The 24,569-nt window shown below is 62.1% G+C and carries 15 protein-coding genes; 9 read left to right on the forward strand and 6 right to left on the reverse strand.

The features are described 5' to 3' along the window. Positions 1-1,505, forward strand: a 1,505-nt coding sequence (gene tnpC, locus G7020_RS03775; RefSeq protein WP_423835550.1) for an IS66 family transposase, incomplete at its 5' end; no start/stop codon positions are given. Between the two features lie 176 nt (positions 1,506-1,681). Here the strand turns inward: tnpC and G7020_RS03780 are convergent. The 3 genes from G7020_RS03780 to G7020_RS03790 form a co-directional block, all read right to left on the reverse strand. Further along, positions 1,682-3,382, reverse strand: a complete 1,701-nt coding sequence (locus G7020_RS03780) for an AIPR family protein (RefSeq protein ID WP_181082604.1) — start codon at positions 3,380-3,382, stop codon at positions 1,682-1,684. A gap of 167 nt (positions 3,383-3,549) precedes the next feature. Next, positions 3,550-4,797, reverse strand: coding sequence for a ribonucleotide-diphosphate reductase subunit beta (locus G7020_RS03785; protein ID WP_181082605.1), 1,248 nt, complete (start codon positions 4,795-4,797; stop codon positions 3,550-3,552). A gap of 164 nt (positions 4,798-4,961) precedes the next feature. Next, complete coding sequence (locus G7020_RS03790; protein WP_181082606.1) at positions 4,962-7,856, reverse strand: ribonucleoside-diphosphate reductase subunit alpha; 2,895 nt, start codon at positions 7,854-7,856, stop codon at positions 4,962-4,964. 734 nt (positions 7,857-8,590) lie between these two features. On the opposite strand from G7020_RS03790, the gene G7020_RS03795 reads away from it, so the two are divergent. After that, complete coding sequence (locus G7020_RS03795) at positions 8,591-9,310, forward strand: response regulator (RefSeq protein ID WP_181082761.1); 720 nt, start codon at positions 8,591-8,593, stop codon at positions 9,308-9,310. After that, a complete protein-coding gene (locus tag G7020_RS03800; RefSeq protein ID WP_181082607.1) occupies positions 9,307-10,908 on the forward strand; it encodes an ATP-binding protein in 1,602 nt (533 codons plus the stop codon). The genes G7020_RS03795 and G7020_RS03800 overlap by 4 nt, the downstream gene beginning before the upstream one ends. Positions 10,909-11,135: 227 nt before the next feature. Here G7020_RS03800 and G7020_RS03805 read toward each other — a convergent pair whose 3' ends face one another. Both G7020_RS03805 and G7020_RS03810 read right to left on the reverse strand, forming a co-directional pair. Continuing rightward, on the reverse strand, positions 11,136-11,849 hold the full coding sequence (locus tag G7020_RS03805; RefSeq protein WP_181082608.1) for a 4'-phosphopantetheinyl transferase family protein: 714 nt from the start codon (positions 11,847-11,849) through the stop codon (positions 11,136-11,138). Between the two features lie 5 nt (positions 11,850-11,854). Further along, positions 11,855-12,775, reverse strand: a complete 921-nt coding sequence (locus G7020_RS03810) for an HTH-type transcriptional regulator ArgP (RefSeq protein WP_181082609.1) — start codon at positions 12,773-12,775, stop codon at positions 11,855-11,857. 119 nt (positions 12,776-12,894) lie between these two features. On the opposite strand from G7020_RS03810, the gene G7020_RS03815 reads away from it, so the two are divergent. Both G7020_RS03815 and G7020_RS03820 read left to right on the forward strand, forming a co-directional pair. Then, on the forward strand, positions 12,895-13,521 hold the full coding sequence (locus tag G7020_RS03815) for a TRIC cation channel family protein (protein WP_181082610.1): 627 nt from the start codon (positions 12,895-12,897) through the stop codon (positions 13,519-13,521). A gap of 94 nt (positions 13,522-13,615) precedes the next feature. Continuing rightward, entirely contained in the window at positions 13,616-16,369 is a 2,754-nt protein-coding gene (locus tag G7020_RS03820; RefSeq protein WP_181082611.1) for a response regulator, read from the forward strand. A 271-nt stretch (positions 16,370-16,640) separates the two neighbouring features. On the opposite strand, the gene G7020_RS03825 is transcribed toward G7020_RS03820, so the two are convergent. After that, positions 16,641-18,437, reverse strand: a complete 1,797-nt coding sequence (locus G7020_RS03825; protein WP_181082612.1) for a gamma-glutamyltransferase family protein — start codon at positions 18,435-18,437, stop codon at positions 16,641-16,643. A gap of 343 nt (positions 18,438-18,780) precedes the next feature. On the opposite strand from G7020_RS03825, the gene cysM reads away from it, so the two are divergent. From cysM to mazG, 4 genes are all read left to right on the forward strand, one after another. Continuing rightward, on the forward strand, positions 18,781-19,683 hold the full coding sequence (cysM, locus tag G7020_RS03830) for a cysteine synthase CysM (protein WP_181082613.1): 903 nt from the start codon (positions 18,781-18,783) through the stop codon (positions 19,681-19,683). Positions 19,684-19,729: 46 nt separating this feature from the next. Beyond that, positions 19,730-21,085, forward strand: coding sequence for a 23S rRNA (uracil(1939)-C(5))-methyltransferase RlmD (gene rlmD / locus G7020_RS03835; RefSeq protein WP_181082614.1), 1,356 nt, complete (start codon positions 19,730-19,732; stop codon positions 21,083-21,085). A gap of 101 nt (positions 21,086-21,186) precedes the next feature. Then, the gene (gene relA / locus G7020_RS03840; RefSeq protein ID WP_181082615.1) at positions 21,187-23,430 is read left to right on the forward strand and encodes a GTP diphosphokinase; all 2,244 of its coding nucleotides are present in this window, start codon (positions 21,187-21,189) and stop codon (positions 23,428-23,430) included. A 126-nt stretch (positions 23,431-23,556) separates the two neighbouring features. Then, positions 23,557-24,378, forward strand: a complete 822-nt coding sequence (gene mazG / locus G7020_RS03845; protein WP_181082616.1) for a nucleoside triphosphate pyrophosphohydrolase — start codon at positions 23,557-23,559, stop codon at positions 24,376-24,378. Positions 24,379-24,569 lie beyond the last annotated feature (191 nt).

The raw sequence follows: 24,569 nt of genomic DNA on the forward strand, positions 1-24,569 counted from the left end.
CCGTCCTGCTCAAGCAGATGTTGCTGTTGGCGCACGGAAAAGTGGCGCAACTCCAAGAACAAGTTGCTCTGCTGCGCCACAAGTTGTTCTCGCCCAAGTCCGAGCGCAGCCCTGAAGATACCGACTCGCCGCAGTTGGCCATGTTCAACGAGGCCGAAGAGCTGATCGAAGCGCTGTCCGCCGCGCCAGCCGAAGCCGAAGCCGAAGCCGAAGAAATCGTTGCGCCGGTCAAGCGCCGTGGCAAGCGCAAGCCGTTGCCGGCCAACCTGCCGCGTGTCGAGGTCATCCACGACCTGCCCGAGCACGAGCTGACTTGCGCCTGTGGCGCCTGCAAACAGGTCATCGGCGAGGAGACCAGCGAACAGCTGGAGATCATCCCGATGCAGGTGCGGGTCATCCGCCATATCCGCAAGACCTACGCCTGCAAGGCCTGCGAAGCGGCGCCGATCACTGCCGACAAGCCGGCCCAACTGATCGAGAAGAGCCTGGCCAGCCCCAGCGTGTTGGCCATGCTGCTGACCACCAAGTACGCCGACGGCATCCCGCTGTACCGCTTCGAGAAGATGCTCAGCCGCCACGGTATCGACATACCACGCCAGACCCTGGCGCGCTGGGTGATCCAGTGCGGCGAGCAACTGCAACCGCTGCTCAACCTGCTGCGCGACAAGCTGCTCGAATACCCCGTTTTGCACTGCGACGAAACGCGCCTGCAGGTGCTGCATGAACCGGGACGCGATCCCACCGCGCAGTCCTGGATGTGGGTGCAAAGCGGTGGGCCGCCGGACAAGCCGGTAATCCTCTTCGACTACAGCACCAGCCGCGCGCAGGAGGTGCCGTTGCGCCTGCTCGACGGCTATCGCGGCTACCTGATGACCGACGACTACGCCGGCTACAACGCTGTGGCCGCGCAAGAGGGCATCGAACGTCTGGCCTGCTGGGCGCATGCGCGACGCAAGTTCCTCGAGGCGCAGAAGGTGCAGCCTAAGGGCAAGACCGGCCGGGCCGACATGGCGCTGAACCTGATCAACAAGCTCTACGGCATCGAGCGCGACCTGAAAGACACCGACGACAGCGAGCGCCTGGCCGCCCGGCAGCAACGCAGTCAGCCACTGCTCGACCAGCTCAAGGCCTGGCTCGACAAAACCCAGCCGCAGGTCGCCGGGCAGACGGCCCTGGGCAAGGCGGTGAACTACCTGGCCAGCAACTGGAGCCGCCTGGTGCGCTACGTCGAAGGTGGGCACCTGCCTATCGACAACAACCGCGCCGAGAACGCCATCCGCCCCTTCGTCATCGGCCGCAAGAACTGGCTGTTCAGCGACACGCCCAAGGGCGCCACGGCCAGCGCGCAGATCTACAGCCTGATCGAAACCGCCAAGGCCAATGGCCAGGAGCCTTACGCCTGGCTGCGCCACATCCTCGAACGCCTGCCAACAGCACAGAACGTTGAGGACTACGAAGCGCTGCTGCCTTGGAACTGCTCGCCGGCTTCTGCTCCTGCTTCCTGAAAATAAATCCCGTCCTGGCGGGCGGGGTTTATGGAGCGCTTACAGAGAAAGTGACTCGCCGTGCAAGGCGAAACCTGTCGGTGGGGGCGAGGAAAGCGTGACGGGGAAGCGCGAGCGGCGCGATGGCTGCCGAAAATAAATCTGTCCCCTTTTCTCCTTCCAAGCTACCTCGTTATTCAAACGAGTAACGAGTCAATGTTTGCAAGGACCGTTGCGGTAAGAGGAGGCGATTTAAGCAGGTCGCGTGAAATGTCCGGGTCAGGAATTGCCGTTTTTATGATCAGGTCAAGCCTTTCGAACCATATCCCGTCATTTGCGGAGAATAGATTGTAGAGCGCCTCGTTTTTCGTCTTGCAGCCAAGTCCTTTATGCTTGATCGCGCAATATTTGGCTGCGGCCGTCATTAGGTGCCATCTTAGCTTTGAGTACTTGCCGTCAAATCGCTTGTTAGAAGTTAGCATCCTCAGGCGATAATGAATGTAGCAAGCCGTATAGTAATCCTCCTCTTGCGCGCCAGTTGCGAAAACATCATTCAGAAGCTCGCCAGTAAGTCTATTTGGATATCGACTTGCTAGGTCTGGACGCATCATGGCAACTGCAGCATAGCAGCGTGCTGTCTCTCTTACATCGAAAATTCTCACTGGTGCGACATTTTCTGGTCGATATTGACCTTTTCTGCGTTCAAAATAGATTCTATTGGCTTCTCCTGCGCCTCTGGCATTGAAGTATTGCTCCAGATCGCGGAGGGCAGATAATGTCGATATGAACTGAGCGTCTTCGACCTTTGATTGTCTGTTGGTCGCGCGAACAATGTCGTCAATTATTGCTGGTTCGTCGGCCTCAATAAGCTTTACCATTAAGCTTACGGAGTTGTCGACCTGGCTGTCTAATGAGATCAATACGTTAGAAGTCTGGCAGCCATTTACAATTTGGAAGTCTCTTATGTAAATTTCTTGGCCGGCGGGTCGAACGCTTGATGCAACGATCGTTACACCGTTATTCATTAGGCCGAATCTCTGTTTTTTATCTCCGTTGTTCAAGGTTTCGGCAATCTCTGAGTTTACATCTACATCAACGCCTAGGAAGTCTCTGACGTTTTCTTCAAAGAGCTTCTTGCGTGGAGTGCCGTTTTGGTCCTTAAGAATCGAGTCAATAAAGCTACGTGCTGCTACGGTAGCGACGTAAGCATTGTTGATATTTGGCGCGGCGGGAAATGGAGCATATCCAATGGTTGCGAGCTTTGTCTCCATCGGGCCATCAGCCGAAAGCCAAAGGTCATGAATAGTATCTCGGTGTGCTTTTATTAAAAGGGTTTCGTTAGAGTAGCCCATTTTTTTTAGTGCAGATTCACCAACCTGAAAGGCAGCATTGATTTCCACCGCATCCGTGTCGGGGGCTGCTGTGAGGAAATAGGCGTGTAAAGCTGGGAGTCCACCTTTGATCCGGCCTATGTTCTCGTATATCTTTGTAAACATACACTTGAAGTCGGCTAGATACTGGCTATGAGGCTGGGCTGGCTCCTCTGATAGATAGTCAACAATGGCAGCAACAAAAGAATCAATTTCCTGTTTCGACCAGCTTGTAGATCTTTTTGCTTGTGTCAGGATTATTGATACCTGATATTCTCGCCGTGTGCCTTTGAATATTTCATCGAGTTCCTCTGGAGAGAATACAGCGCGATCGTCAAGGAATAGCAGTGCGCCATCAATGCCTGGGTCTGAGCCTTCATAAACAAGGTCGCTAACTTCAACGCTGTCTCCTGAATATTTGGAGAAAACACAGTAATTAACGAAGGCTTCGAAGTTTTTAGATTCATCGTACGGCGCGCCGAAGTCTCTGCAGAAGCCGTCGAAGTATGATTTAGTTACAAGATGCATGAAAAGTCCTTTTAATTATGCTGTTAGTGTGGCGTTGGTAATAGATGGAGTTTGAGCGTGGTTTGTTAACTCATTAGGTGGCCTCGCGTGATGCGAGGCTTAAATGGCTCTGCTGAGTAATCTCGCAGGTCGATGTGGCGCGCCACAGATAGCGTTTTGTCATGCTGTCAATCCCAGCTCAAAGCCCCACCCGTCTGATACTCAATCACCCGCGTCTCAAAGAAGTTCTTTTCCTTCTTGAGGTCCATGATCTCGCTCATCCATGGGAACGGGTTGGTGGTGCCCGGATATTCCTCTTTCAAACCAATCTGCGTCAGACGCCGGTTGGCGATGAACTTGAGGTAGTCCTCCATCATCGCCGCGTTCATGCCGAGCACGCCGCGGGGCATGGTGTCGCGGGCGTATTCGATTTCCAGTTGGGTGCCCTGGAGGATCATCTGGGTCGCTTCGTCCTTCATGGCGGCGTCCCAAAGGTGGGGGTTTTCGATCTTGATCTGGTTGATCACGTCGATGCCGAAGTTCAGGTGCATGGACTCGTCGCGCAGAATGTACTGGAACTGCTCGGCGGTGCCGGTCATCTTGTTGCGGCGGCCCATGGAGAGGATCTGGGTGAAGCCGCAGTAGAAGAAGATGCCTTCCAGTACGCAGTAGTAGGCGATGAGGTTGCGCAGGAACTCTTTGTCCGTCTCGACGGTGCCGGTCTGGAAGGTCGGGTCGGAGATGGAGCGGGTGTACTTGAGGCCCCAGGAGGCTTTCTTCGCGACGCTCGGGATCTCGTGGTACATGTTGAAGATCTCGCCTTCATCCATGCCCAGGGACTCGATGCAGTACTGGTAGGCGTGGGTGTGGATCGCCTCTTCGAAGGCCTGGCGCAGGATGTACTGGCGGCATTCGGGGTTGGTGATCAGGCGGTACACGGCCAGCACGAGATTGTTGGCGACCAGGCTGTCGGCAGTGGAGAAGAAGCCGAGGTTGCGCTTGACAATGCGGCGCTCGTCCTCGGAGAGGCCGTCCGGGCTCTTCCACAGGGCGATGTCGGCGTTCATGTTCACTTCCTGCGGCATCCAGTGGTTGGCGCAACCATCCAGATACTTCTGCCAGGCCCAGTCGTACTTGAAGGGTACGAGCTGGTTGAGGTCGGCGCGGGCGTTGATCATCTGCTTGTCGCCGACGTGAACGCGGGCGGATTCGCCTTCGAGTTCGGCGAGGCCTTCGCGAATGTCGAGCTCGTTGAGCGCCTGCTTGGCGCGGGCGATGGCAGCGGAGTCGTCAGCGGCGACGGCGCGGGCTTCTTCGACGGAGCCGGCGGCTTCGTTGTCCAGCTTGGCGGTGTTCTGTTGCGCGGGCTGTGCGGTAGCGGCGACCGGCGCGGCAGTGGTGGTTTCTTCTTCGTCGAATTCGTCCCAGCTCAGCATGGGGGAGGCTCCTTTCAGGAGCAGCTTCAAGCGGCAAGCTTCAAGCTGCAAGGGGGTCGGTGTTGGGGCCGGATCGGGAGTTCGATCCGGCCCGTCGTGACTGCACACTGCGGCAATCGCTGCTTTTCAGCTGGTCGCTTATGGCTTGCAGCTTGCAGCTGCTGTTACTGGCAGGCTTCGCAGTCGGGCTCATCGATGGCACAAGCTTTTGGTACTGGTGCCGGGCCGGCGGACAGTTCCGGGGCCGGAGCCGCCTTCGCCGGCGCGCCGCTGAAGCCGTCGCCGCTGCCGTTGGATACGGCGTTGAGCTTGCCGGTGTTGACGGTGGATTTCTCGGTGCTGGTCGCGGCCAGGGCACGGAGGTAGTAGGTGGTTTTCAGGCCACGGTACCAGGCCATGCGGTAGGTCACGTCGAGCTTCTTGCCGCTGGCGCCGGCGATGTAGAGGTTCAGCGACTGCGCCTGGTCGATCCACTTCTGACGGCGGCTGGCGGCGTCGACGATCCACTTGGTTTCCACTTCGAAGGCGGTTGCGTAGAGGTCTTTGAGCTCCTGCGGGATGCGCTCGATCTGCTGCACCGAACCGTCGTAGTACTTGAGGTCGTTGATCATCACCGCGTCCCACAGGCCGCGCGCCTTGAGGTCGCGTACCAGGTAGGGGTTGATCACGGTGAATTCGCCGGACAGGTTCGATTTCACGTACAGGTTCTGGTAGGTCGGCTCGATGGACTGCGACACGCCGGTGATGTTGGCGATGGTCGCGGTCGGCGCGATGGCCATGATGTTCGAGTTGCGGATGCCGTTCTTGACGCGGGCACGTACCGGGGCCCAGTCCAGGGACTCGGAAAGGTCGACGTCGATGTACTTCTGGCCACGAGCTTCGATGAGGATCTGCTGCGAATCCAGCGGCAGGATGCCCTGGCTCCACAGCGAGCCCTGGAAGGTCTCGTAGGCGCCACGCTCGTCGGCCAGGTCGCAGGAGGCCTGGATGGCGTAGTAGCTGACCGCTTCCATGGACTTGTCGGCAAAGTCGATGGCGGCATCGGAACCGTACGGGATGTGCTGCAGGTACAGCGCGTCCTGGAAGCCCATGATGCCCAGGCCCACCGGGCGGTGCTTGAAGTTGGAATTGCGCGCCTGCGGCACCGAGTAGTAGTTGATGTCGATGACGTTATCGAGCATCCGCACGGCGGTGCGCACGGTGCGCTCCAGCTTGGCGGTGTCGAGCTTGCCGTCGACGATGTGGTTCGGCAGGTTGACCGAGCCCAGGTTGCAGACGGCGATTTCGTCCTTGTTGGTGTTCAGCGTGATCTCGGTGCAGAGGTTGGAGCTGTGCACCACGCCGACGTGCTGCTGCGGGCTGCGCAGGTTGCACGGATCCTTGAAGGTCAGCCAGGGGTGGCCGGTCTCGAACAGCATGGAGAGCATCTTGCGCCACAGATCCTTGGCCTGCAGGGTCTTGAAGTTCCTGATCTTGCCGTACTCGATCATGGCCTCGTAGTACTCGTAGCGCTCCTCGAAGGCCTTGCCGGTGAGGTCGTGCAGGTCGGGTACTTCGCTCGGCGAGAACAGGGTCCACTTGCCGTCGTCGAACACGCGCTTCATGAACAGGTCCGGAATCCAGTTGGCGGTGTTCATGTCGTGGGTGCGGCGGCGGTCGTCACCGGTGTTCTTGCGCAGCTCGAGGAACTCCTCGATGTCCAGGTGCCAGGTTTCCAGATAGGCGCAGACCGCGCCCTTGCGCTTGCCGCCCTGGTTCACGGCCACGGCGGTGTCGTTGACCACTTTCAGGAAGGGCACGACGCCCTGGGACTTGCCGTTGGTGCCCTTGATGTAGGCGCCCAGCGCGCGCACCGGGGTCCAGTCGTTGCCCAGGCCGCCGGCGAACTTGGAGAGCAGGGCGTTATCGCGGATGGAATCGTAGATGCCGCCCAGGTCGTCCGGCACGGTGGTCAGGTAGCAGGAGGACAGCTGCGGACGCAAGGTGCCGGCGTTGAACAGGGTCGGCGTGGAAGCCATGTAGTCGAAGGACGACAGCAGGTTGTAGAACTCGATGGCGCGGGCTTCGCGCTGTTCTTCCTCGATAGCCAGGCCCATGGCGACGCGCATGAAGAAGATCTGCGGCAGCTCGAAGCGGATGTTGTCCTTGTGGATGAAGTAGCGGTCGTAGAGCGTCTGCAGGCCGAGGTAGGTGAACTGCTGGTCCTGCTCGTGGTTGATCGCGGCGCCCAGCTTGGCCAGGTCGAATTCCTTCAGGCGTGGGTCGAGCAGTTCGAACTCGACACCTTTTTCAACGTAGGCCGGCAGCGCCTTGGCATAGAGGTCGGCCATCTCGTGGTGGGTGGCGGCTTCGGCGACGTCGAGGAAGCCCAGTGCTTCGGCGCGCAGGGTATCCATCAGCAGGCGGGCGGTGACGTAGGAATAGTTCGGCTCGCGCTCGACCAGGGTGCGCGCGGTCATCACCAGGGCGGTGTTGACATCTTTTTCCGCGACACCGTCGTAGAGGTTCTTCAGGGTTTCGCGCTCGATCAGCGCGCCATCGACTTCGGCGAGACCTTCGCAGGCTTCGTTGATGATGGTGTTCAGGCGGCCCAGGTCCAGCGGCGCCAGGCTGCCGTCGGTACGCTTGATGCGGATGCTCGGGTGGGCGTCGACCGGAGTATCGACGGCACCACGCTTGCGCTCCTGGCTACGCGCTTCGCGGTAGATCACGTAGTCGCGGGCGACCTTCTGCTCGCCGGCACGCATCAGGGCCAGTTCGACCTGGTCTTGGATTTCCTCGATGTGGATGGTGCCGCCCGAGGGCATGCGGCGCTTGAAGGTGGCGGTGACCTGCTCGGTCAGGCGCGCGACGGTGTCGTGGATGCGCTTTGATGCGGCGGCGTTGCCGCCTTCCACTGCGAGAAAGGCCTTGGTGATGGCCACGGTGATCTTGTCATCGGTGTAGGCGACGACAGTGCCGTTGCGCTTGATCACGCGCAACTGGCCCGGCGCGGTGGCGGCCAGATCCAGCGTGGTCTCGGCTGCCTGCGGGTTCTCGCGAATGGAATCGTTCTGCATGGGGTCTCCGGATTCTCTCTGTCTCGATGGCACGTAAGGTTCGTACTTGCAATGAATACGCGCCGGCTCGCCGGCGCGGGACAACAAAAGGGAATTTCTCACCTGTCTGGGTGTGGCGAATCGATTGTCCCGAAGGATAGTCATCAGTCGTGAAGTTCACAACCTCAAAACACTACATGTAGTGTGAGCTGGTCCTCGGGTACACCATTTCTGGAATTGAGCACAATCAAGGGCATTGGCGTCGGGAGCGCAGCCCGAAAGTGGTTTGCCGGGTCTTCGAAAGGAGGATTTGGGCGGAAAGGCCGGGCTAAAATTATTTCGCTTGCTTTTGTCGTCAGTTGTGCTTGATGGTTCTTCTCAACCCAACATATGGGGTCTTTATCGTCAGGGGCGACACGATAATGCCGGGTTTCGCTTTGTGCAAGGCGCCAGGATTGAACAAGCTGTGGATAACATGTGGGTCGTTTGTGGGTTAAAAATCACCGGCCCGCACCACTGCCGGGTTAGCCGCCAACCGGACGAAATGCCCTTCGCCGGCGCCCGGTTCGCGCTTGGGAGTGTTTCCGGCCAAACACTACATATAGTGTTTTGTCAAAGTGGGTGGCGTGCTTGCCAAGGCGTTTAAAATGAGGGCTGGCTGGAAATGGGCAAGCCCGGTGCGACGGTTGCGGCGCTGCCCTGCGGTGCCGACGTGACGCTACAATGCCGCCGATGCTTCAGGGGGAGGGCGCATGGTGGATCAAGAGTCGTGGAACATCCTGATTGTCGAAGATGACCAGCGGTTGGCCGAGCTGACCCGGGAGTATCTCGAAGGCAACGGCTTGCAGGTATCGATCGAGGCCGATGGTGCCCAAGCGGTCGAACGCATCATCAACGGGCGGCCCGATCTGGTGGTGCTCGACCTGATGCTGCCGGGCGAAGACGGCCTGAGCGTCTGCCGCAAGGTGCGCGAGCGCTACGAGGGTCCGATCCTGATGCTGACCGCCCGCGCCGACGACCTCGATCAGGTACTGGGCCTGGAAACCGGCGCCGACGATTATGTCTGCAAGCCGGTGCGTCCCCGGCTGCTGCTGGCGCGGATTCGTGCCCTGTTGCGGCGCCGCGAACATCTTGAAGCGCCAACCACGCACAGCAAGCGGCTGCAATATGGTCCGCTGGTGATCGACAGTGCCCTGCGCGAGGCCTGGTTGCGCGGCGAGGGCATCGAACTGACCGGGGCGGAGTTCGACCTGCTCTGGCTGCTGACGTCCAATCCGGGGCGGATCATGTCCCGCGAGGAAATCTTTGCCGAACTGCGCGGTATCGAATACGACGGTCAGGATCGCTCCATCGATGTACGCATTTCGCGCATCCGGCCCCGCATCGGCGACGATCCCGAGCACCCGCGGTTGATCAAGACGGTGCGCGGCAAGGGCTACCTTTTCGTCTCCGAAGCGGCGCAAGCGCTGCAGTGAACTCCATCTTCCTGCGTATCTACGGCGGCATGCTCGCCGTACTGGTGCTGGTCGCGCTGCTGGGCGCGGGCGGTCTGCAGTTGCTCAACGAGGTACGTGCCGACCGCCATCGGGAGACGCTGGCCAGTGGCACCTTCCGCCTGATGGCGCACAACATGCAGAGCATGACGCCCATCGAGCGGCGCCAGGCGGCCAACCTCTGGGGCCGTTTGCTGGGCGTGCCATTGCGGGTGCGTACCCTGGATGACGTCAATCTGGAAAGCCGCCTGGAGGCGCGACTGCTGCGTGGGCAGGTGCTGGTGGAGAAACTGCGCCCGCACAGTACGACCGTCTTTGCGCTGGTCAGCGACACCGACAGGCTGGTGCTGACCGCCGAAGTCGAACAGATCAGTGAGCAACTGGCGCGTGCAACCATCTATCTGCTGATTGACGAGCTGATCCGCTTTCCCGAAGACGAACAGCCGCAGCGCCTGGCCGAACTCAAGCAGACCCACGGTTTCGGCTATGCCCTAGAACTGCTCACGCGCGACAGCGCCAGCCTTGATGACGACCAGCGTCGTCGCCTTGACGAGGGTGATACGGTGATGGCACTGGACCGGGGCGGCGAGGCGATTCGCGTATTCGCGGCGGTATCCGGCACCTCCCGGATCATGGCGCTGGGACCGCTGTACCCGTTCAACCCCTATCCGCCGCACCTGTTGCTGCTGATCGGTGCACTCGGGCTGACGCTGATCGGGCTGACGGTCTATCTGCTGGTGCGCCAGCTGGAACGGCGTCTGCGCGAGGTGGAAAGTGCCGCCACACGCATCGCCAATGGCAACCTGGCCACGCGCGTGCCGGACGCCGGCACCGATTCGGTGGGGCAGCTGGCGAGGGCCTTCAATGGCATGGCCGTTCACCTGCAACGACTGCTGGCAGTGCAGCGCGAGATGGTCAGCGCGGTGGCCCACGAGCTGCGCACGCCGGTGGCGCGCCTGCGCTTCGGCCTGGAGATGACCGCCGAGGCGCAGAATGCCCAGGCGCGGGATAAATACCTGCAGGGCATGGACGCCGATATCGACGACCTCGACCGGCTGGTGGATGAAATGCTGGTCTATACCCGGCTCGAACGCGGCTCGCCAGCGCTGAATTTCCAGAACATCGACCTGGGCACGCTGGTCGATCAGGTGATCGTCGAGCTGGCGCCGTTGCGCCCGGATATCCGGATCGAGTGTGGCGTTCGTGTGACGCTCGGTGATGACAGCCAGGTCGAGGCCGAGCCGCATTATCTGCGTCGAGCGTTGATCAATCTGGTCAGTAACGCCATGCGTCATGCCGAAACGCGGGTGCTGGTGAGCTTTGCACTGGATGTTGAACGGGCGAGTCTGAGCGTCGACGATGACGGGCCGGGCGTGCCGGAGGCGGATTGGGAGAAGGTATTCACGCCCTTCCTGCGTCTGGACGACAGCCGCACGCGGGCCTCCGGCGGGCATGGGCTGGGGTTGTCCATCGTGCGGCGGATTGCCTACTGGCACGGTGGCCGCGCGCAGATCAGCCGCAGTGAGCTGGGTGGCGCCTGCTTCAGCCTGGCCTGGCCGCGCAGGCAGGTTGTCCCGTAGGGTCGAATTCATTCGACCGCAGGGGGCACACAGGCCGAACAAGTTTGGCCCTACGGTTTGCTCTTGCTGTAGGGTCGAATTCATTCGATCGCAGGGGAGCACAGGTCGAACACGTTCGACCCTACGGTTTGCTCTTGCCCTGTAGGGTCGAATTCATTCGACCGCAGGGGGGCGCACAGGCCGAACACGTTCGGCGTTGCGGTGTGATCCTCTTGCGAAGCGACGGCCTATCTCGGGATGCTGACGAGGCTCAGCAGATAATTCTCGAACTGTACGAACTGCCCCTCCAGTTCGGTGCCGCTTTTCCACTCTTGCGAAAGGTCATTCAACAGACGCAGGCGTGCATGGCCGCTGCTGTCGTGGTGGAGCAACTCGGCTTCCTGGAAATAGAAGCGCTTGTGCACCAGGGGATAGAGCGCCTTGAACAGGCTTTCCTTGATCGAGAAGGTCAGGGTCACCCGCAGCGCACGCTGCGTGTCATCCAGCGCGGCGTAGCCTTCCTGCTCGCGGGGGGTGAGGATTTCGCCGACCAGGCGGTCGGCGCGTGCCACCGGCAGCAGCCTTTCCACATCCAGCCCCAGCCCGCGCCACTGCTCGCTGGGCGCCGCCACCGCCGCCGCCCAGCCGGCACCGTGGGTGATGGAGCCGACCACGCCTGTGGGCCAGCAGGGCGCGCGGTCTTCGCCAATGGCGGGTATGCCCGCTACGCCGGTGACCCTGCGCAGCGCTTCATGGGCGCAGAGGCGTCCGGCGAGAAATTCGGCCTGGCGCTTGCTCACCGCGTCCGGCATTGGAATGTCCCAGCGGCTGAAATCCTCGGCCTCCAGCAGGCTTGGGTCGAAACGGGTGCTGAGCAACCGCACGCCGGGCAGGGCGCGTGGCAGGGGCCAGTGGTCGAGCAGCGGCGAGCAGCAGGCGGGATGGGACGGTTGAGGGCTCATCGGGCTCATGTCTCCGAGGCCACGGCGGCTTCGTCGGGGCGGGCGAGGATCTTCGGGGCGGCTGCGAGAATCTGTCGCGAGAGGTTTTCCATTCTGGGTGATTGCACCTTCCAGGTGTGCCAGTACAGCGAGATGTCCAGCGGCGCAGCGCCGGCCAGATCGACCAGGGTGCCCTGGGCCAGGGCCTCGTGCAGCAGCAGTTCCGGCACCATGCCGTAACCCAGGCCAAAGCGGATGGCATTGAAGCGCGCTTCGGTGCCGGGCACGTAGTGGCAGGGATAGGCGCCTTCCGGCAGGCCCAGCTGGCGCAGCAGGAAGGATGAGGTGAGGCGGTCCTTGCGGGTATAGGCGACCACCGGGGCCTTGCGCGCCGCGTTGCGGGTCAGGCCAGTGGCGAAGTACTGCTGGCGAAATTCGCTTGAGGCCACCAGGCGATAGCGCATGCTGCCCAGCGGGCTTGCGCTGCAGCCACGCATGGGTTTGGGTTCGGTGCTGATGCAGCCGATGGCCAGGCCGGTTTCCAGCAGGCTGTAGGTGTGGTCCTGGTCTTCGACGGTCAGGTCGAGCAGCACGCGCTCGCGCATCAGCACCTCGGCCAGGGCCGGGAAGAACCAAGTACCGAGGCTGTCGGCATTCAGCGCTGCGACCACCACCAGCGGTGCGTCGCTGCGCTCGGCCAGGTCGGCCAGCAGATCGGCTTCCAGCAGGGTGGCGCGCTTGAGGTATTGCAGCAGCCGCTGGCCGATCTCGGTCGGGCGACAGGGACGGCTGCGTACCACCAGGGCGTTGCCCAGGGTGCTTTCCAGGGCGCGCACGCGCTGCGAAATCGCCGGTGGCGTCAGGTGCAGGTGCACAGCGGCCTGCTCGAAGCTGCCAGTCCTGATGACGGCGCGGAAGGCCTCGGTCTGTCGGGGGTCGAGATGCACGGCGCGCTGCTCCGGTTAAGTAAATATTTGTATTGCCTAAATTTGCTTAGCTACAACAGTTCAGGCGCAGTGTGCCTCATAATCGCGCCGCCTTTCACCCTGCCCGCTCTGGAGTTGCCGTGACCCTGTTGCACACTATCTATCTGATCGCGATCACGGCCGAGGCCATGTCCGGGGCCATCATGGGCATGCGGCGCGGTATGGACCTGTTCGGCATCTGCCTGTTGGGCACCGTCACCGCGCTTGGCGGCGGCACGGCGCGTGACGTGTTGCTCGGGCACTATCCGGTGGGCTGGATCGCCAATCCCGAGTACCTCAGCTTCACCATCGGCGCGGCCATCGTCACCGCCATGATCGCGCGGCATATGCATCACCTGCGTCAGGTGTTTCTGCTGGTCGATGGCCTGGGGCTGGTGGCTTTCACGGTCATCGGCTGCGGCGTGGCGATGGAAATGGAGGCGCACCCGTCCATCGTGGTGCTGGCCGGGGTGATCACCGGTATCTTCGGCGGTCTGCTGCGCGACATCCTCTGCAATCAGGTGCCGCTGGTGCTGCAGCGCGAACTCTATGCCACGGTGGCGCTGTTCACTGGCGTGTTCTACGTGGGCATGCTCTGGCTGGAGGTCAACAGCTCGGTCGCGACATTACTGGCCTTGGGCAGCGGTTTCCTGTTCCGCGTGCTGGCCATGAGTTTTGGCTGGAAACTGCCGGACTTCAACGGCAAGGACATTCGCGGCCTGGACTGATTCAGCTGACTCCAGCCGTTCGGTCAGGTGACAGGGCAGATTCCCCTTCGTCGAGCCGCTACACTGCCAAGCTGGCAATCATGGGAATGGATCCATGCTCAAGGACCTGGGAATAAAGAGTCGTGTAGTGCTGCTGACGTTGCTGCCGGGGACCGCGCTGGCGCTGGTGCTCGGGGCGTATTTCTCCTGGATGCAGCTGAGCGAGATGCGTCACCAGCTCGATGAACGCGGCCAGCTGATTGCCACGCAGCTGGCACCGCTGGCCGCGCCGGCCATGGCGCAGGGCTATGGTCGGCGCCTGCAGCGTATTCTCAACCAGGTGCTCGACCAGCCGGATGTGCGTGCGGTAACGGTGCTTGGTATCGAGCGCAACCTGCTCGCCCACGCCGGGCCGAACATGGTCACGCCCTCGCCGCCAGCCGACCCCGAAGCCCTGACCCAGGTCAGCAGCCTCGACACCACACGTATTCTGCTGCCGATACTGGGCAAGCATCTGAACCTTGCCGGGGACACCCAGAACAGCGATTTGCGACAGATTGGCTGGCTGGAGCTGGAGTTGTCGCACGAGGGTACGCTGTTGCGTGGCTACCGCAGCATGTTCACCAGCCTGCTGCTGATCGGCGCCGGGCTGGTCATTACCGCAATGCTGGCGCTACGCATGAGCACCGCCATCAGCAAGCCGCTGCATCGGGTCAAGGTGGCCGTGGCGCAACTTCGGGACGGCCATCTTGAAACCCGCCTGCCGGCATTGGGCAGTCACGAGATGGACGAGCTGGCCGCCGGCATCAACCGCATGGCCGAGGCCCTGCTCAGCGCTCGCGAGGAATTGCAGCAGAGCATCGATCAGGCCACCGAGGATGTACGGCAGAACCTGGAAACCATTGAAATCCAGAACATCGAACTCGATCTGGCGCGCAAGGAAGCCCTGGAGGCGAGCCGGATCAAGTCCGAGTTCCTCGCCAACATGAGCCACGAAATCCGCACGCCGCTCAACGGCATACTCGGCTTCACTCATCTGTTGCAAAAAAGCGACCTGACGCCGCGTCAGCAGGATTACCTGGCGACCATCGAACAGTCCGCCGACAGCCTGCTGGGCATCATCAACGAGATTCTCGACTTCTCCAAGATCGAAGCCGGCAAGCTGATACTGGAAAACATACCCTTCAATCTGCGCGACCTGATCGAGGAAACCCTGACCATCCTCGGCCCGGCGGCGCATGCCAAGCAGCTGGAACTGGTCAGCCTGGTCTATCGCGACACGCCGCTGTCGCTGGTGGGCGATCCGCAGCGGCTCAAGCAGATATTGACCAACCTGGTCAGCAATGCCATCAAGTTCACCAATGAAGGCACCATCGTGGTTCGCGCCATGGTCGAGGACGAGCGTGCGGATCGTGCGCAATTGCGCATCAGCGTGCAGGACACCGGCATCGGTTTGACCGATCAGGACCTGCGGGCGCTGTTCCAGGCCTTCAGCCAGGCGGACAACTCGCTGTCGCGCCAGCCGGGCGGTACCGGCCTGGGGCTGGTGATTTCCAAGCGCCTGGTGGAACAGATGGGTGGTGAGATCGGGGTCGACAGCATTCCTGATGAGGGCTCCGAATTCTGGATCAGCCTGAGCCTGCCCAGAGCTCACGACGATATTGAAGACTTGCCGCGTCCGGCCCTGCTGGGGCGTCGGGTCGCGCTGCTCGAACAGCACCCGCTGGCCCGCGAGGCGCTGCGGCACCAGCTGGAAAGCTGTGGCCTGAAAGTGCTGCCGTTCGACAGTCTGGATCAGTTGCAGGAAGCGGTAGCCGCGCAGCGAGCAGGCGAACAGCCGGTCGAAGCTGCCGTGCTTGGCGTGACCGGTCGCGAAATTGCGCCTGCGCAACTGCGTCAGCGCCTGTGGGAGTTCGAAGGGCTCGGCTGCAAGTGCATCGTGCTATGCCCGACCAGCGAGCAGGCGCAGTTTCATGAAGCGCTGCCCGAATCCCACACCCATGCCCAGTTGCAGGGCAAGCCTGCCTGCACGCGCAAACTGCAGCGGATACTGCTCGATCTGTTGCATCCGCAGCAGGGCTTGGTCGAATCTCCGCTGGTGAGTACAAGCCGTCCGCCACGGGTACTCTGTGTCGACGACAACCCCGCCAATCTGCTGCTGCTGGAAACCCTGCTGATCCATATGGGTGGTGAGGCTGAGGCGGTGAGCAGTGGGCAGGAAGCGCTTGAGGCCGTCAGGCGCAAAACCTTCGACATGGTGTTCATGGATATGCAGATGCCTGGCATGGACGGTCGTCAGGCCACCGAGGCGATCCGCCAATGGGAGGCCGATAGCGGTCAACCGCCCCTTCCGGTTGTTGCGCTCACCGCACACGCGCTGTCCAGCGAGAAGCGTTCGCTGCTGCAGAGCGGACTGGATGACTATCTGACCAAGCCGATCAGCGAACGGCAGCTGGCGCAGGTGGTGCTGAAGTGGACCGGCTTGCCATTGCCTCGCAGCGTTGGTGTTGCGCCTGTCGAGCAGGCACCACCCGAAAACAACCTCAAGGTGCTGGATACAGAAGAGGGTTTGCGCCTGGCGGCGGGCAAGCCTGATCTGGCGGCAGAAATGATCAGCATGCTGCTGGCTTCTCTGGAGAGTGATCGTCTGTCCATCCGTGAGGCGCGGCTAGGGGATGACCGCCAGGCATTGATCGACCGTGTGCATCGGCTGCATGGTGCTACGCGCTATTGCGGAGTTCCGCAGCTGCGTGCGGCTTGCGAGCGCAGCGAGATCCTGCTCAAGCAGGATCACCCCAACGCCGCCCACGCCCTGGATGAACTGGATATGGCCATTGACCGACTGCAGCAGGAAACCCGGATCGCCTAGCGCTCAACACGGCATGGGCTGTTCAATCGGGCGCGGACCTTGGCCCAACCTCCATTCGCGGCTTCAGGGCCGTAGGTCGGTCACGCTTCACCGACCCGACAGGTGGGGCCGAGGTGATTCGCCGGATTACGCCTCGCTTTGTCGGATTAGGCCTTTTGAAACCCGGATTACGCCTTCGGCTAATCCAGGCTACGGTCTGTCTCCCCACACGTAAGGTGATCCCGGACGTAGTTCGTAGGTCGGGTTACGCTTCACCAACCCGACGAGCGGGCTATTCCCCCATCACCACGCCTTCGCGGCGTGGGTCGGCGCCGCCGAACCAGCCGCTTTCCGTGCGCTGGATGGCTTGCAGACCACTGGTCAATGGCGTTTCCGTGACCTTGTGACCGCGTGCTTCAAGCGATTTGACGGTGCTTGCCGGAAAACGACCGGCCTCCAGCACCGTCGGCCCGTTGAAGCTGCCGAAGTTCGGCAGGTCGATTGCCCGCTGTGCATCCAGCCCCCAGCCATACAGGCCCAGCAGCGTTTTGGCGGTGAAGTGGATGATCGCCGAGCCGCCGGGTGAACCCACGCTGGCCAGTAGTCGATTATCCTCGGCATCGAAGACCAGCGTCGGGTTCATGCTTGAACGCGGGCGCTTGTTCGCTTCGACGCGGTTGGCCACGGGCCGGCCTTCGGCATCACGCGGGATGAAGGCGAAATCGGTGAGTTCGTTGTTCAGCAGATAGCCGCCCGGCAGGCCGGTGCCGCCGTCGTTGAGCAGGCGCGAGCCGAAGGCCTGCTCGATGCTGGCGGTCATCGCCAGCGCATTGCCTTGCGCATCGACGATACTGATATGGCTGGTGCCGTACTCGGGCTGTTCGGGTTGCGCGGCGAACGCGATGGGCATCGATCCCGGCTTGCCGGCTTTGGCCGTTTTCATGCTGCGTTCGCCGATCAGGGCGGCGCGTTGTTGCAGATAGCCGGGTGCGAGCAGGCTGTTCCAGTCACCGCCGGGAGGCGGCACGAAATCCGGGTCGGCCAGGTACTGCGCGCGGTCGGCATAGGCCAGGCGCGCCGCCTCGGTGTAGCGATGCAGAAAGTCGGCGGATGGCACGCCCTGGTTCAGCGCCGGCAGCGGCGAGAAGTGCTCCAGCATTCCCAGAATCTGCATCTGGGTGATATGCCCGGAGGAGGGTGGCGGGAAACCGCAGACCCGGTAACGCTGTTGCCAGAGGGTGCAGATGGCGTCGAGCTGGCGCGGCTCATAGCTGTGCAGATCGCTAAGGGAAAGATGTCCCGGATTGCTTGGATGCTGGCTCACCTGGTCGATCAGCGCTTCGGCGTTGCGTCCCCCATAGAAGGCTGCGCTGCCTTGCTCGGCAATATCGCGCAGCAGTGCGGCGAGGGCGGGATTGCGCAGGCGGTGACCAACCGGCCATGGCGAGCCATCCGCCTGATAGTAGAAGGTGGCGGCCTGCGGGTTGTCGCGCAGTGCCGGGTCCCGTGCGAGCAGGGTGTGCAGGCGCGGACTGATTTCGAAACCGTTTTCGGCCAGACCGATGGCGCCCTGGAACAGGTCTTTCCAGGGCAGCCGGCCATGTTCCTTGTGGGCCAGTTCAAGCATCTTCAGAACGCCGGGGGTCCCCACCGAGCGGCCACCCGCCACAGCCTGGAGAAAGCCCATTGGTGTGCCGTCGGCTTTCAGGAACAGATTTTCATCAACGCTTGCCGGTGCCGTTTCGCGGCCATCGAAGGCGGCTACCCGCTTGCCATCCCAGTGCAACAGGTAGGCACCGCCGCCAATGCCGCTCGATTGCGGCTCGACCAGGGTCAGCACCATCTGCACGGCGATGGCAGCGTCCAGGGCACTGCCGCCGGCCTTGAGGATCTCATAACCGGCTTCGGTGGCCAGCGGGTTGGCGGCGGCCACGGCAAAACGTTCGACGGCCCAGCCGGGCTTGGCGCTATGGCCGCTGGCGGCTTCGGGGGCAATCCGTGCCGTTTCAGAGAGGTGTTCAGGGGCATGGCAGGCGCTTACGGCCATCAACAGCAGGCTTGAAAGAAGAGCGATGCGTGGGTTGCGCATGGAGAGTTACCTGCTGGCGGAAAGGTTAGCCGACAGCTTACAGAAAAGGCGCCGGATGGATCGTTCCCAGGCATGGGAGCCACAGGACAATCGCGCTATGTGCTCAAAGAGCCGAAAACAGCGCTGGAAAGCTGGAGGCTGAACGACAAGCGACCCAGGTTCGAGCGCACATGGCGTTTTCCGTCCAGCCTCCAGCGCTTTTATCGAACGACCATCGCAGATGACGCCATAGCGCGATCACGCTTGTCGCTTTCAGCTTGTCGCTGTTTTAAAGCGATCTGCCCGTCATCGGTCGATGCCGGTATCATGTGCGCCTTTTCACGCCGTGCGGTTCTACCACGCCATGACTATTCAGTACCCGACCATTGCCGATTGCGTCGGCAACACTCCGCTGGTTCGCCTGCAACGCCTGCCCGGTGAAACCAGCAACACCCTGCTGGTCAAGCTCGAAGGCAACAATCCGGCTGGCTCTGTGAAGGACCGTCCGGCACTGTCGATGATCGCCCGCGCCGAGGCGCGTGGCGACATCAAACCCGGCGACACCCTGATCGAGGCCACCTCCGGCAATACCGGCATCGCCCTGGCCATGGCGGCGGCGATCAAGGGCTACAAATTCATCCTGATCATGCCGGACAACTCCAGCGCCGAGCGCAAGGCGGCGATGACCGCCTATGGCGCCGAGCTGATTCTGGTGAGCAAGGAAGAGGGCATGGAAGGCGCCCGCGATCTGGCGCTGAAGATGCAGGCCGAAGGCCGTGGCAAGGTGCTCGACCAGTTCGCCAACGGCGATAACCCCGAGGCGCATTACAGCAGCACCGGTCCCGAACTCTGGCAGCAGACCGGCGGCGGCATCACCCATTTCGTCAGTTCCATGGGCACCACCGGCACCATCATGGGCGTGTCGCGCTACCTCAAGGAGCAGAACCCGCAGGTGCAGATCATCGGCCTGCAGCCGATGGAGGGCGCGGCGATTCCGGGCATTCGCCGCTGGCCGCAGGAATACCTGCCGAAGATCTACCAGGCCGAGCGCGTGGACCGTGTCGTCGATATGTCCCAAGCCGAGGCCGAGCAGGTGATGCGCCGTCTGGCGCGCGAGGAAGGCATTTTCTGCGGGGTGTCCTCGGGTGGCGCGGTAGCGGCTGCGCTACGCCTGTCGCAAGAAGTCGAGAACGCAGTGATCGTCGCCATCATCTGCGACCGGGGCGACCGTTACCTGTCGACCGGCGTCTACGACGAGCCCAAATGAGCGGCGCCGTTTTGAATCATGCAAGCCTGATCGGCTGGAGCAACTGATGGCCCGACACGGTGGCGGCTTGCGCTTCCAGCCCAGCGGCGGCGAGAAGAAACCGCAGGTCCCGGTGGGCAAGAAACAGCGCCTGAGCGTCGAGCGCCTGGCCAACGACGGACGCGGTATCGCCTTTGTCGAGGGCCGGACCTGGTTCGTCGAGGGGGCTTTGCCCGGCGAAAACGTCGAGGCGCGGGTGCTGGCGACACGCAGCAAGGTGGTCGAGGCGCGCAGCGAGCGAGTGCTGACCGCCAGCGAGCAGCGCCGTGCCGAGCCTTGTGCCCATGCGCGAACCTGCGGCGGCTGCAGCCTGCAGCATCTGTCGGCCAGCGATCAGCTGACGCTCAAGCAGCGCAGCCTCGCCGATCAGTTGTCACGTCAGGCGGGAATCGAACCGAAGGTCTGGGCGCCCGCGCTGAGCGGTCCCGAGTTTGGCTATCGCCGGCGAGCGCGGCTGGCGGTGCGCTGGAATGCCGGTTTGCGGCGGCTGGACGTGGGATTTCGTGCCGCTGCCAGTCAGGATATCGTTTCGATCCACGAATGCCTTGTACTGGTACAACCCTTGCAAACACTGTTGCCGGCGTTGCTGGCGACCCTGCATGCTCTGGACAAGCCCCAGGTGCTGGGCCATGTGGAGTTGTTCAGCGGCTTCGCCGATGCTGTACTGGTTCGCCACACGGCGGCGCTGGCGCAGGCGGATCTGCAACGGCTGACGGATTTTGCACGGGAGCAGGGCGTTCAGCTCTGGCTACAGGGCGAAGGCCCGCCGCAACCGCTGGAAGCGGACCATGCGCTGGGCTATCGCTTGCCCGCATGGGACGTGCAGCTGGACTGGCGTCCGGGCGATTTTGTCCAGGTCAATGCGCCGGTGAACGAGGCGATGATCGCTCAGGCGCTGGACTGGCTGGCAGCCGAAGCCGGTGAGCGCGTGCTGGATCTGTTCTGCGGGCTGGGCAATTTCGCTCTGCCGCTGGCGCGCAACGGCGCCGAAGTGGTGGCGGTCGAAGGTGTGCAGGACATGGTCGAGCGCGCCCGCACCAATGCGGTGCGCAACGGCCTGGAGAAGGCGCACTTTTATCAGGCGGATCTGTCGAAGCCGCTGGCGGAAGCCGAATGGGCAACGGGCGGGTTTGCCGCGGTACTGCTGGACCCGCCGCGTGACGGTGCGTTCGAGCTGGTCAGGCAGATATCTACTTTAGGTGCACGGCGTGTGGTCTATGTTTCGTGCAATCCTGCGACGCTGGCGCGGGATGCGGCGGAGCTGGTCCGTCAGGGGTATCGACTGGAACGGGCCGGGGTATTGGACATGTTTCCGCAAACGGCGCATGTCGAGGCGATGGCGCTTTTCGTGCGATCCGCGTAGCGGGTATTTTCCGGCAGGCGAACGGCCTGCCAGTTCAACCGACCGATTCCTAGAAAGTCGGCGTATTCGACGCAGATACTGCGTAGAGGGAAGGTAAACAGATGGTTCAGGTCAGAGCACTTCAGCCGATCAATACCGACGGCAGCATCAATCTCGAAGGCTGGCTCGATCATGTGCTGGACATGGTCCCGGCGCTCGACCGCGACACACTGAGGAAAGCCTGCGAGTATGCCCGCGAGGCCGAGCAGCAGGCCAACGCGGCACAGAACCTGTGGAGCGAAGGCACGTCCAGTTATCAGACGGGGCTTGAGATTGCCGAGATTCTCGCCGACCTCAAGCTCGATCAGGAAAGCCTGGTCGCCGCCGTGATCTATCGCGGCGTGCGCGAGGGCAAGATCCAGCTGGCCGATGTCCACCGGCAATTCGGGCCGGTGGTCGCCAAGCTCATTGCCGGCGTGCTGCGCATGGCGGCGATCAGCACCAGTCTCAACCCCCGCGAATCCCTGGTGCTCGGCACCCAGACCCAAGTGGAAAACCTGCGCAAGATGCTGGTGGCCATGGTCGATGACGTGCGCGTCGCGCTGATCAAGCTGGCCGAGCGCACCTGCGCCATCCGCGCGGTGAAGAATGCCGATGACGACAAGCGCCACCGTGTCGCCCGTGAGGTGTTCGATATCTACGCGCCGCTGGCCCATCGCCTGGGTATCGGCCATATCAAGTGGGAGCTGGAGGACCTATCCTTTCGCTACCTGGAGCCGGAGCAGTACAAGCAGATCGCCCAACTGCTGCACGAGCGGCGCCTGGATCGCGAGCAATACATCGAAAGCGTGGTACAGCAACTGCGCGACGAACTGACCGCGGCGGGCATCGAACCCGATATAGATGGCCGTGCCAAACATATCTATTCCATCTGGCGGAAAATGCAGAAGAAAGGCCTGCAATTCAGCCAGATCTACGACGTTCGCGCGGTGCGCGTGCTGGTGCCCGAAGTGCGCGACTGCTACACCGCGCTGGGTATCGTGCACACCCTGTGGCGGCACATTCCCAAGGAATTCGACGACTACATCGCCAACCCCAAGGAGAACGGCTACCGCTCGCTGCACACCGCCGTGCTTGGCCCGGAAGGCAAGGTGCTGGAAGTGCAGATCCGTACCAAGGCCATGCACGAGGAGGCCGAGCTGGGCGTATGCGCCCACTGGCGCTACAAGGGCACCGACGTCAATTCCGGTTCTGATCACTACGAGGAAAAGATCGCCTGGTTGCGCCAGGTGCTCGAATGGCACGAGGAACTGGGCGATATCGGTGGCCTGGCCGAGCAGCTGCGGGTCGATATCGAGCCTGACCGGGTCTATGTCTTCACCCCCGACGGCCACGCCATCGATCTGCCCAAGGGCGCCACGCCGCTGGACTTTGCCTACCGCGTGCACACCGAGATCGGCCACAACTGCCGTGGCGCCAAGGTCAACGGGCGCATCGTGCCGCTCAACTACAGCCTGCAGACCGGCGAGCAAGTGGAGATCATCACCAGCAAGCAGGGCTCGCCGAGCCGCGACTGGCTGAACCCCAACCTGGGCTACATCACCAGCTCGCGCTCGCGGGCGAAGATCGTCCACTGGTTCAAGTTGCAGGCGCGCGACCAGAACGTCGCCGCCGGCAAGGCAATGCTCGAACGTGAACTGGGTCGCCTGGATTTGCCGCCGGTGGATTTCGACAAGCTGGCGGAAAAGGCCAACCTGAAGATTGCCGAAGACATGTACGCCGCGCTGGGCGCCGGCGACCTGCGCCTGGCCCATCTGGTCAACCTGGCGCAGCAACTGGTGGAGCCGGAGCGCGGCTATGACCAGCTTGAGCTGATTCCCCGGCGCTCGGCGCCTCACAAGCCGGGCAAGCGTGGCGACGTGCAGATCCAGGGCGTCGGCAACCTGCTGACGCAGATGGCCGGCTGCTGCCAGCCGCTGCCGGGCGATCCCATCGTCGGTTACATCACCGTTGGGCGTGGCGTCAGCATCCACCGTCAGGATTGCGCCTCGGTACTGCAACTGGCTGGCCGCGAGCCGGAGCGGATCATTCAGGTCAGCTGGGGACCGATCCCGGAGAAAACCTATCCGGTGGATATCATCATCCGTGCCTACGACCGCTCCGGCCTGCTGCGTGACATTTCGCAGATGCTGCTCAACGAACGGATCAACGTACTGTCGATGAACACCCGCTCCAACAAGGAAGACAGCACCGCGCAGATGCAGCTGACCATCGAGATCCCTGGCCTGAACGCTCTGGGCCGCTTGCTGGGGCGGATATCGCAGTTGCCCAATATTATCGAGGCCAAGCGGCAAAGGGCCTCGTAGGTGAAGACGATAAAAGCGCTGGAGGCTTGAAAGCTGGACGATAAAGCGCGACGTTCAGCCTCCAGCCTCCAGCCTCCAGCCTCCAGCCTCCAGCCTCCAGCCTCCAGCCTCCAGCCGAGAATTCCCATGTACCAACTCAACGATCTCTTGCACCTGATGGCCCGGCTGCGCGATCCGCAGCATGGCTGTCCCTGGGATCTGCAGCAGGATTACGCCAGCATCGTCCCGCATACGCTGGAAGAGGCCTACGAGGTGGCCGATGCCATCGAAAGCGGTGATTTCGAGCACCTGCCGGGCGAGCTGGGCGATCTGCTGTTCCAGGTCGTCTACTACAGCCAGCTGGGCCAGGAAGAGGGGCGTTTCGATTTCGCCACCGTGGTCGATGCGATCACCCGCAAGCTGGTCCGGCGTCATCCGCATGTCTTTCCCGACGGCGACCTGTACGGCTCGTTCGATCTGCCGCGCCTCGACGAGGCGGCCATCAAGCAGCGCTGGGAAGAGATCAAGGCCGAGGAACGCGCCGAGAAATCCGCCGCGCCCGAGCAGTTGTCCCTGCTCGATGACGTTCCCGGCGCGCTGCCGGCATTGAGCCGCGCCGCCAAGCTGCAGAAACGCACGGCCCAGGTCGGTTTCGACTGGCCGGACGCACTGCCGGTGGTCGATAAGGTGCGCGAGGAACTGGATGAAGTGCTCGTGGCCATGAGCGAGAACGACGCCGAGGCCATGGCCGAGGAGATCGGCGATCTGCTGTTCGTCACCGTCAACCTGGCGCGGCACCTGAAGGTGGACCCGGAAAATGCCCTGCGCGCGGCCAACCGCAAGTTCGAGCGGCGCTTCCGTTATATCGAGCAGGCCTTGCGGGAAGCGGGGCGGCCCCTCGACAGCTGCAACCTGGCTGAGCTGGATGAGCTGTGGGAGCAGGCCAAGAAGCAGCTGGACGCTCCGTAGGGTGGATGTCGCTTTTCACATCCACCACAATCCCTTCATGCCTGTAGGGCCGAATTCATTCGGCCACGGTGCCCCAAAGGTCGAACAAGTTAGGCCCTACGCAGGTCCAGCAGCCACGGGGGCCGCAGGTAACTGGTGGATGTTGCTTCGCACATCCACGACAATCGACCCTTCGCTTAATTTGAATTCAC

Source organism: Stutzerimonas stutzeri, from assembly GCF_013522825.1.
Taxonomy (GTDB): Bacteria; Pseudomonadota; Gammaproteobacteria; order Pseudomonadales; family Pseudomonadaceae; genus Stutzerimonas; species Stutzerimonas stutzeri_AK.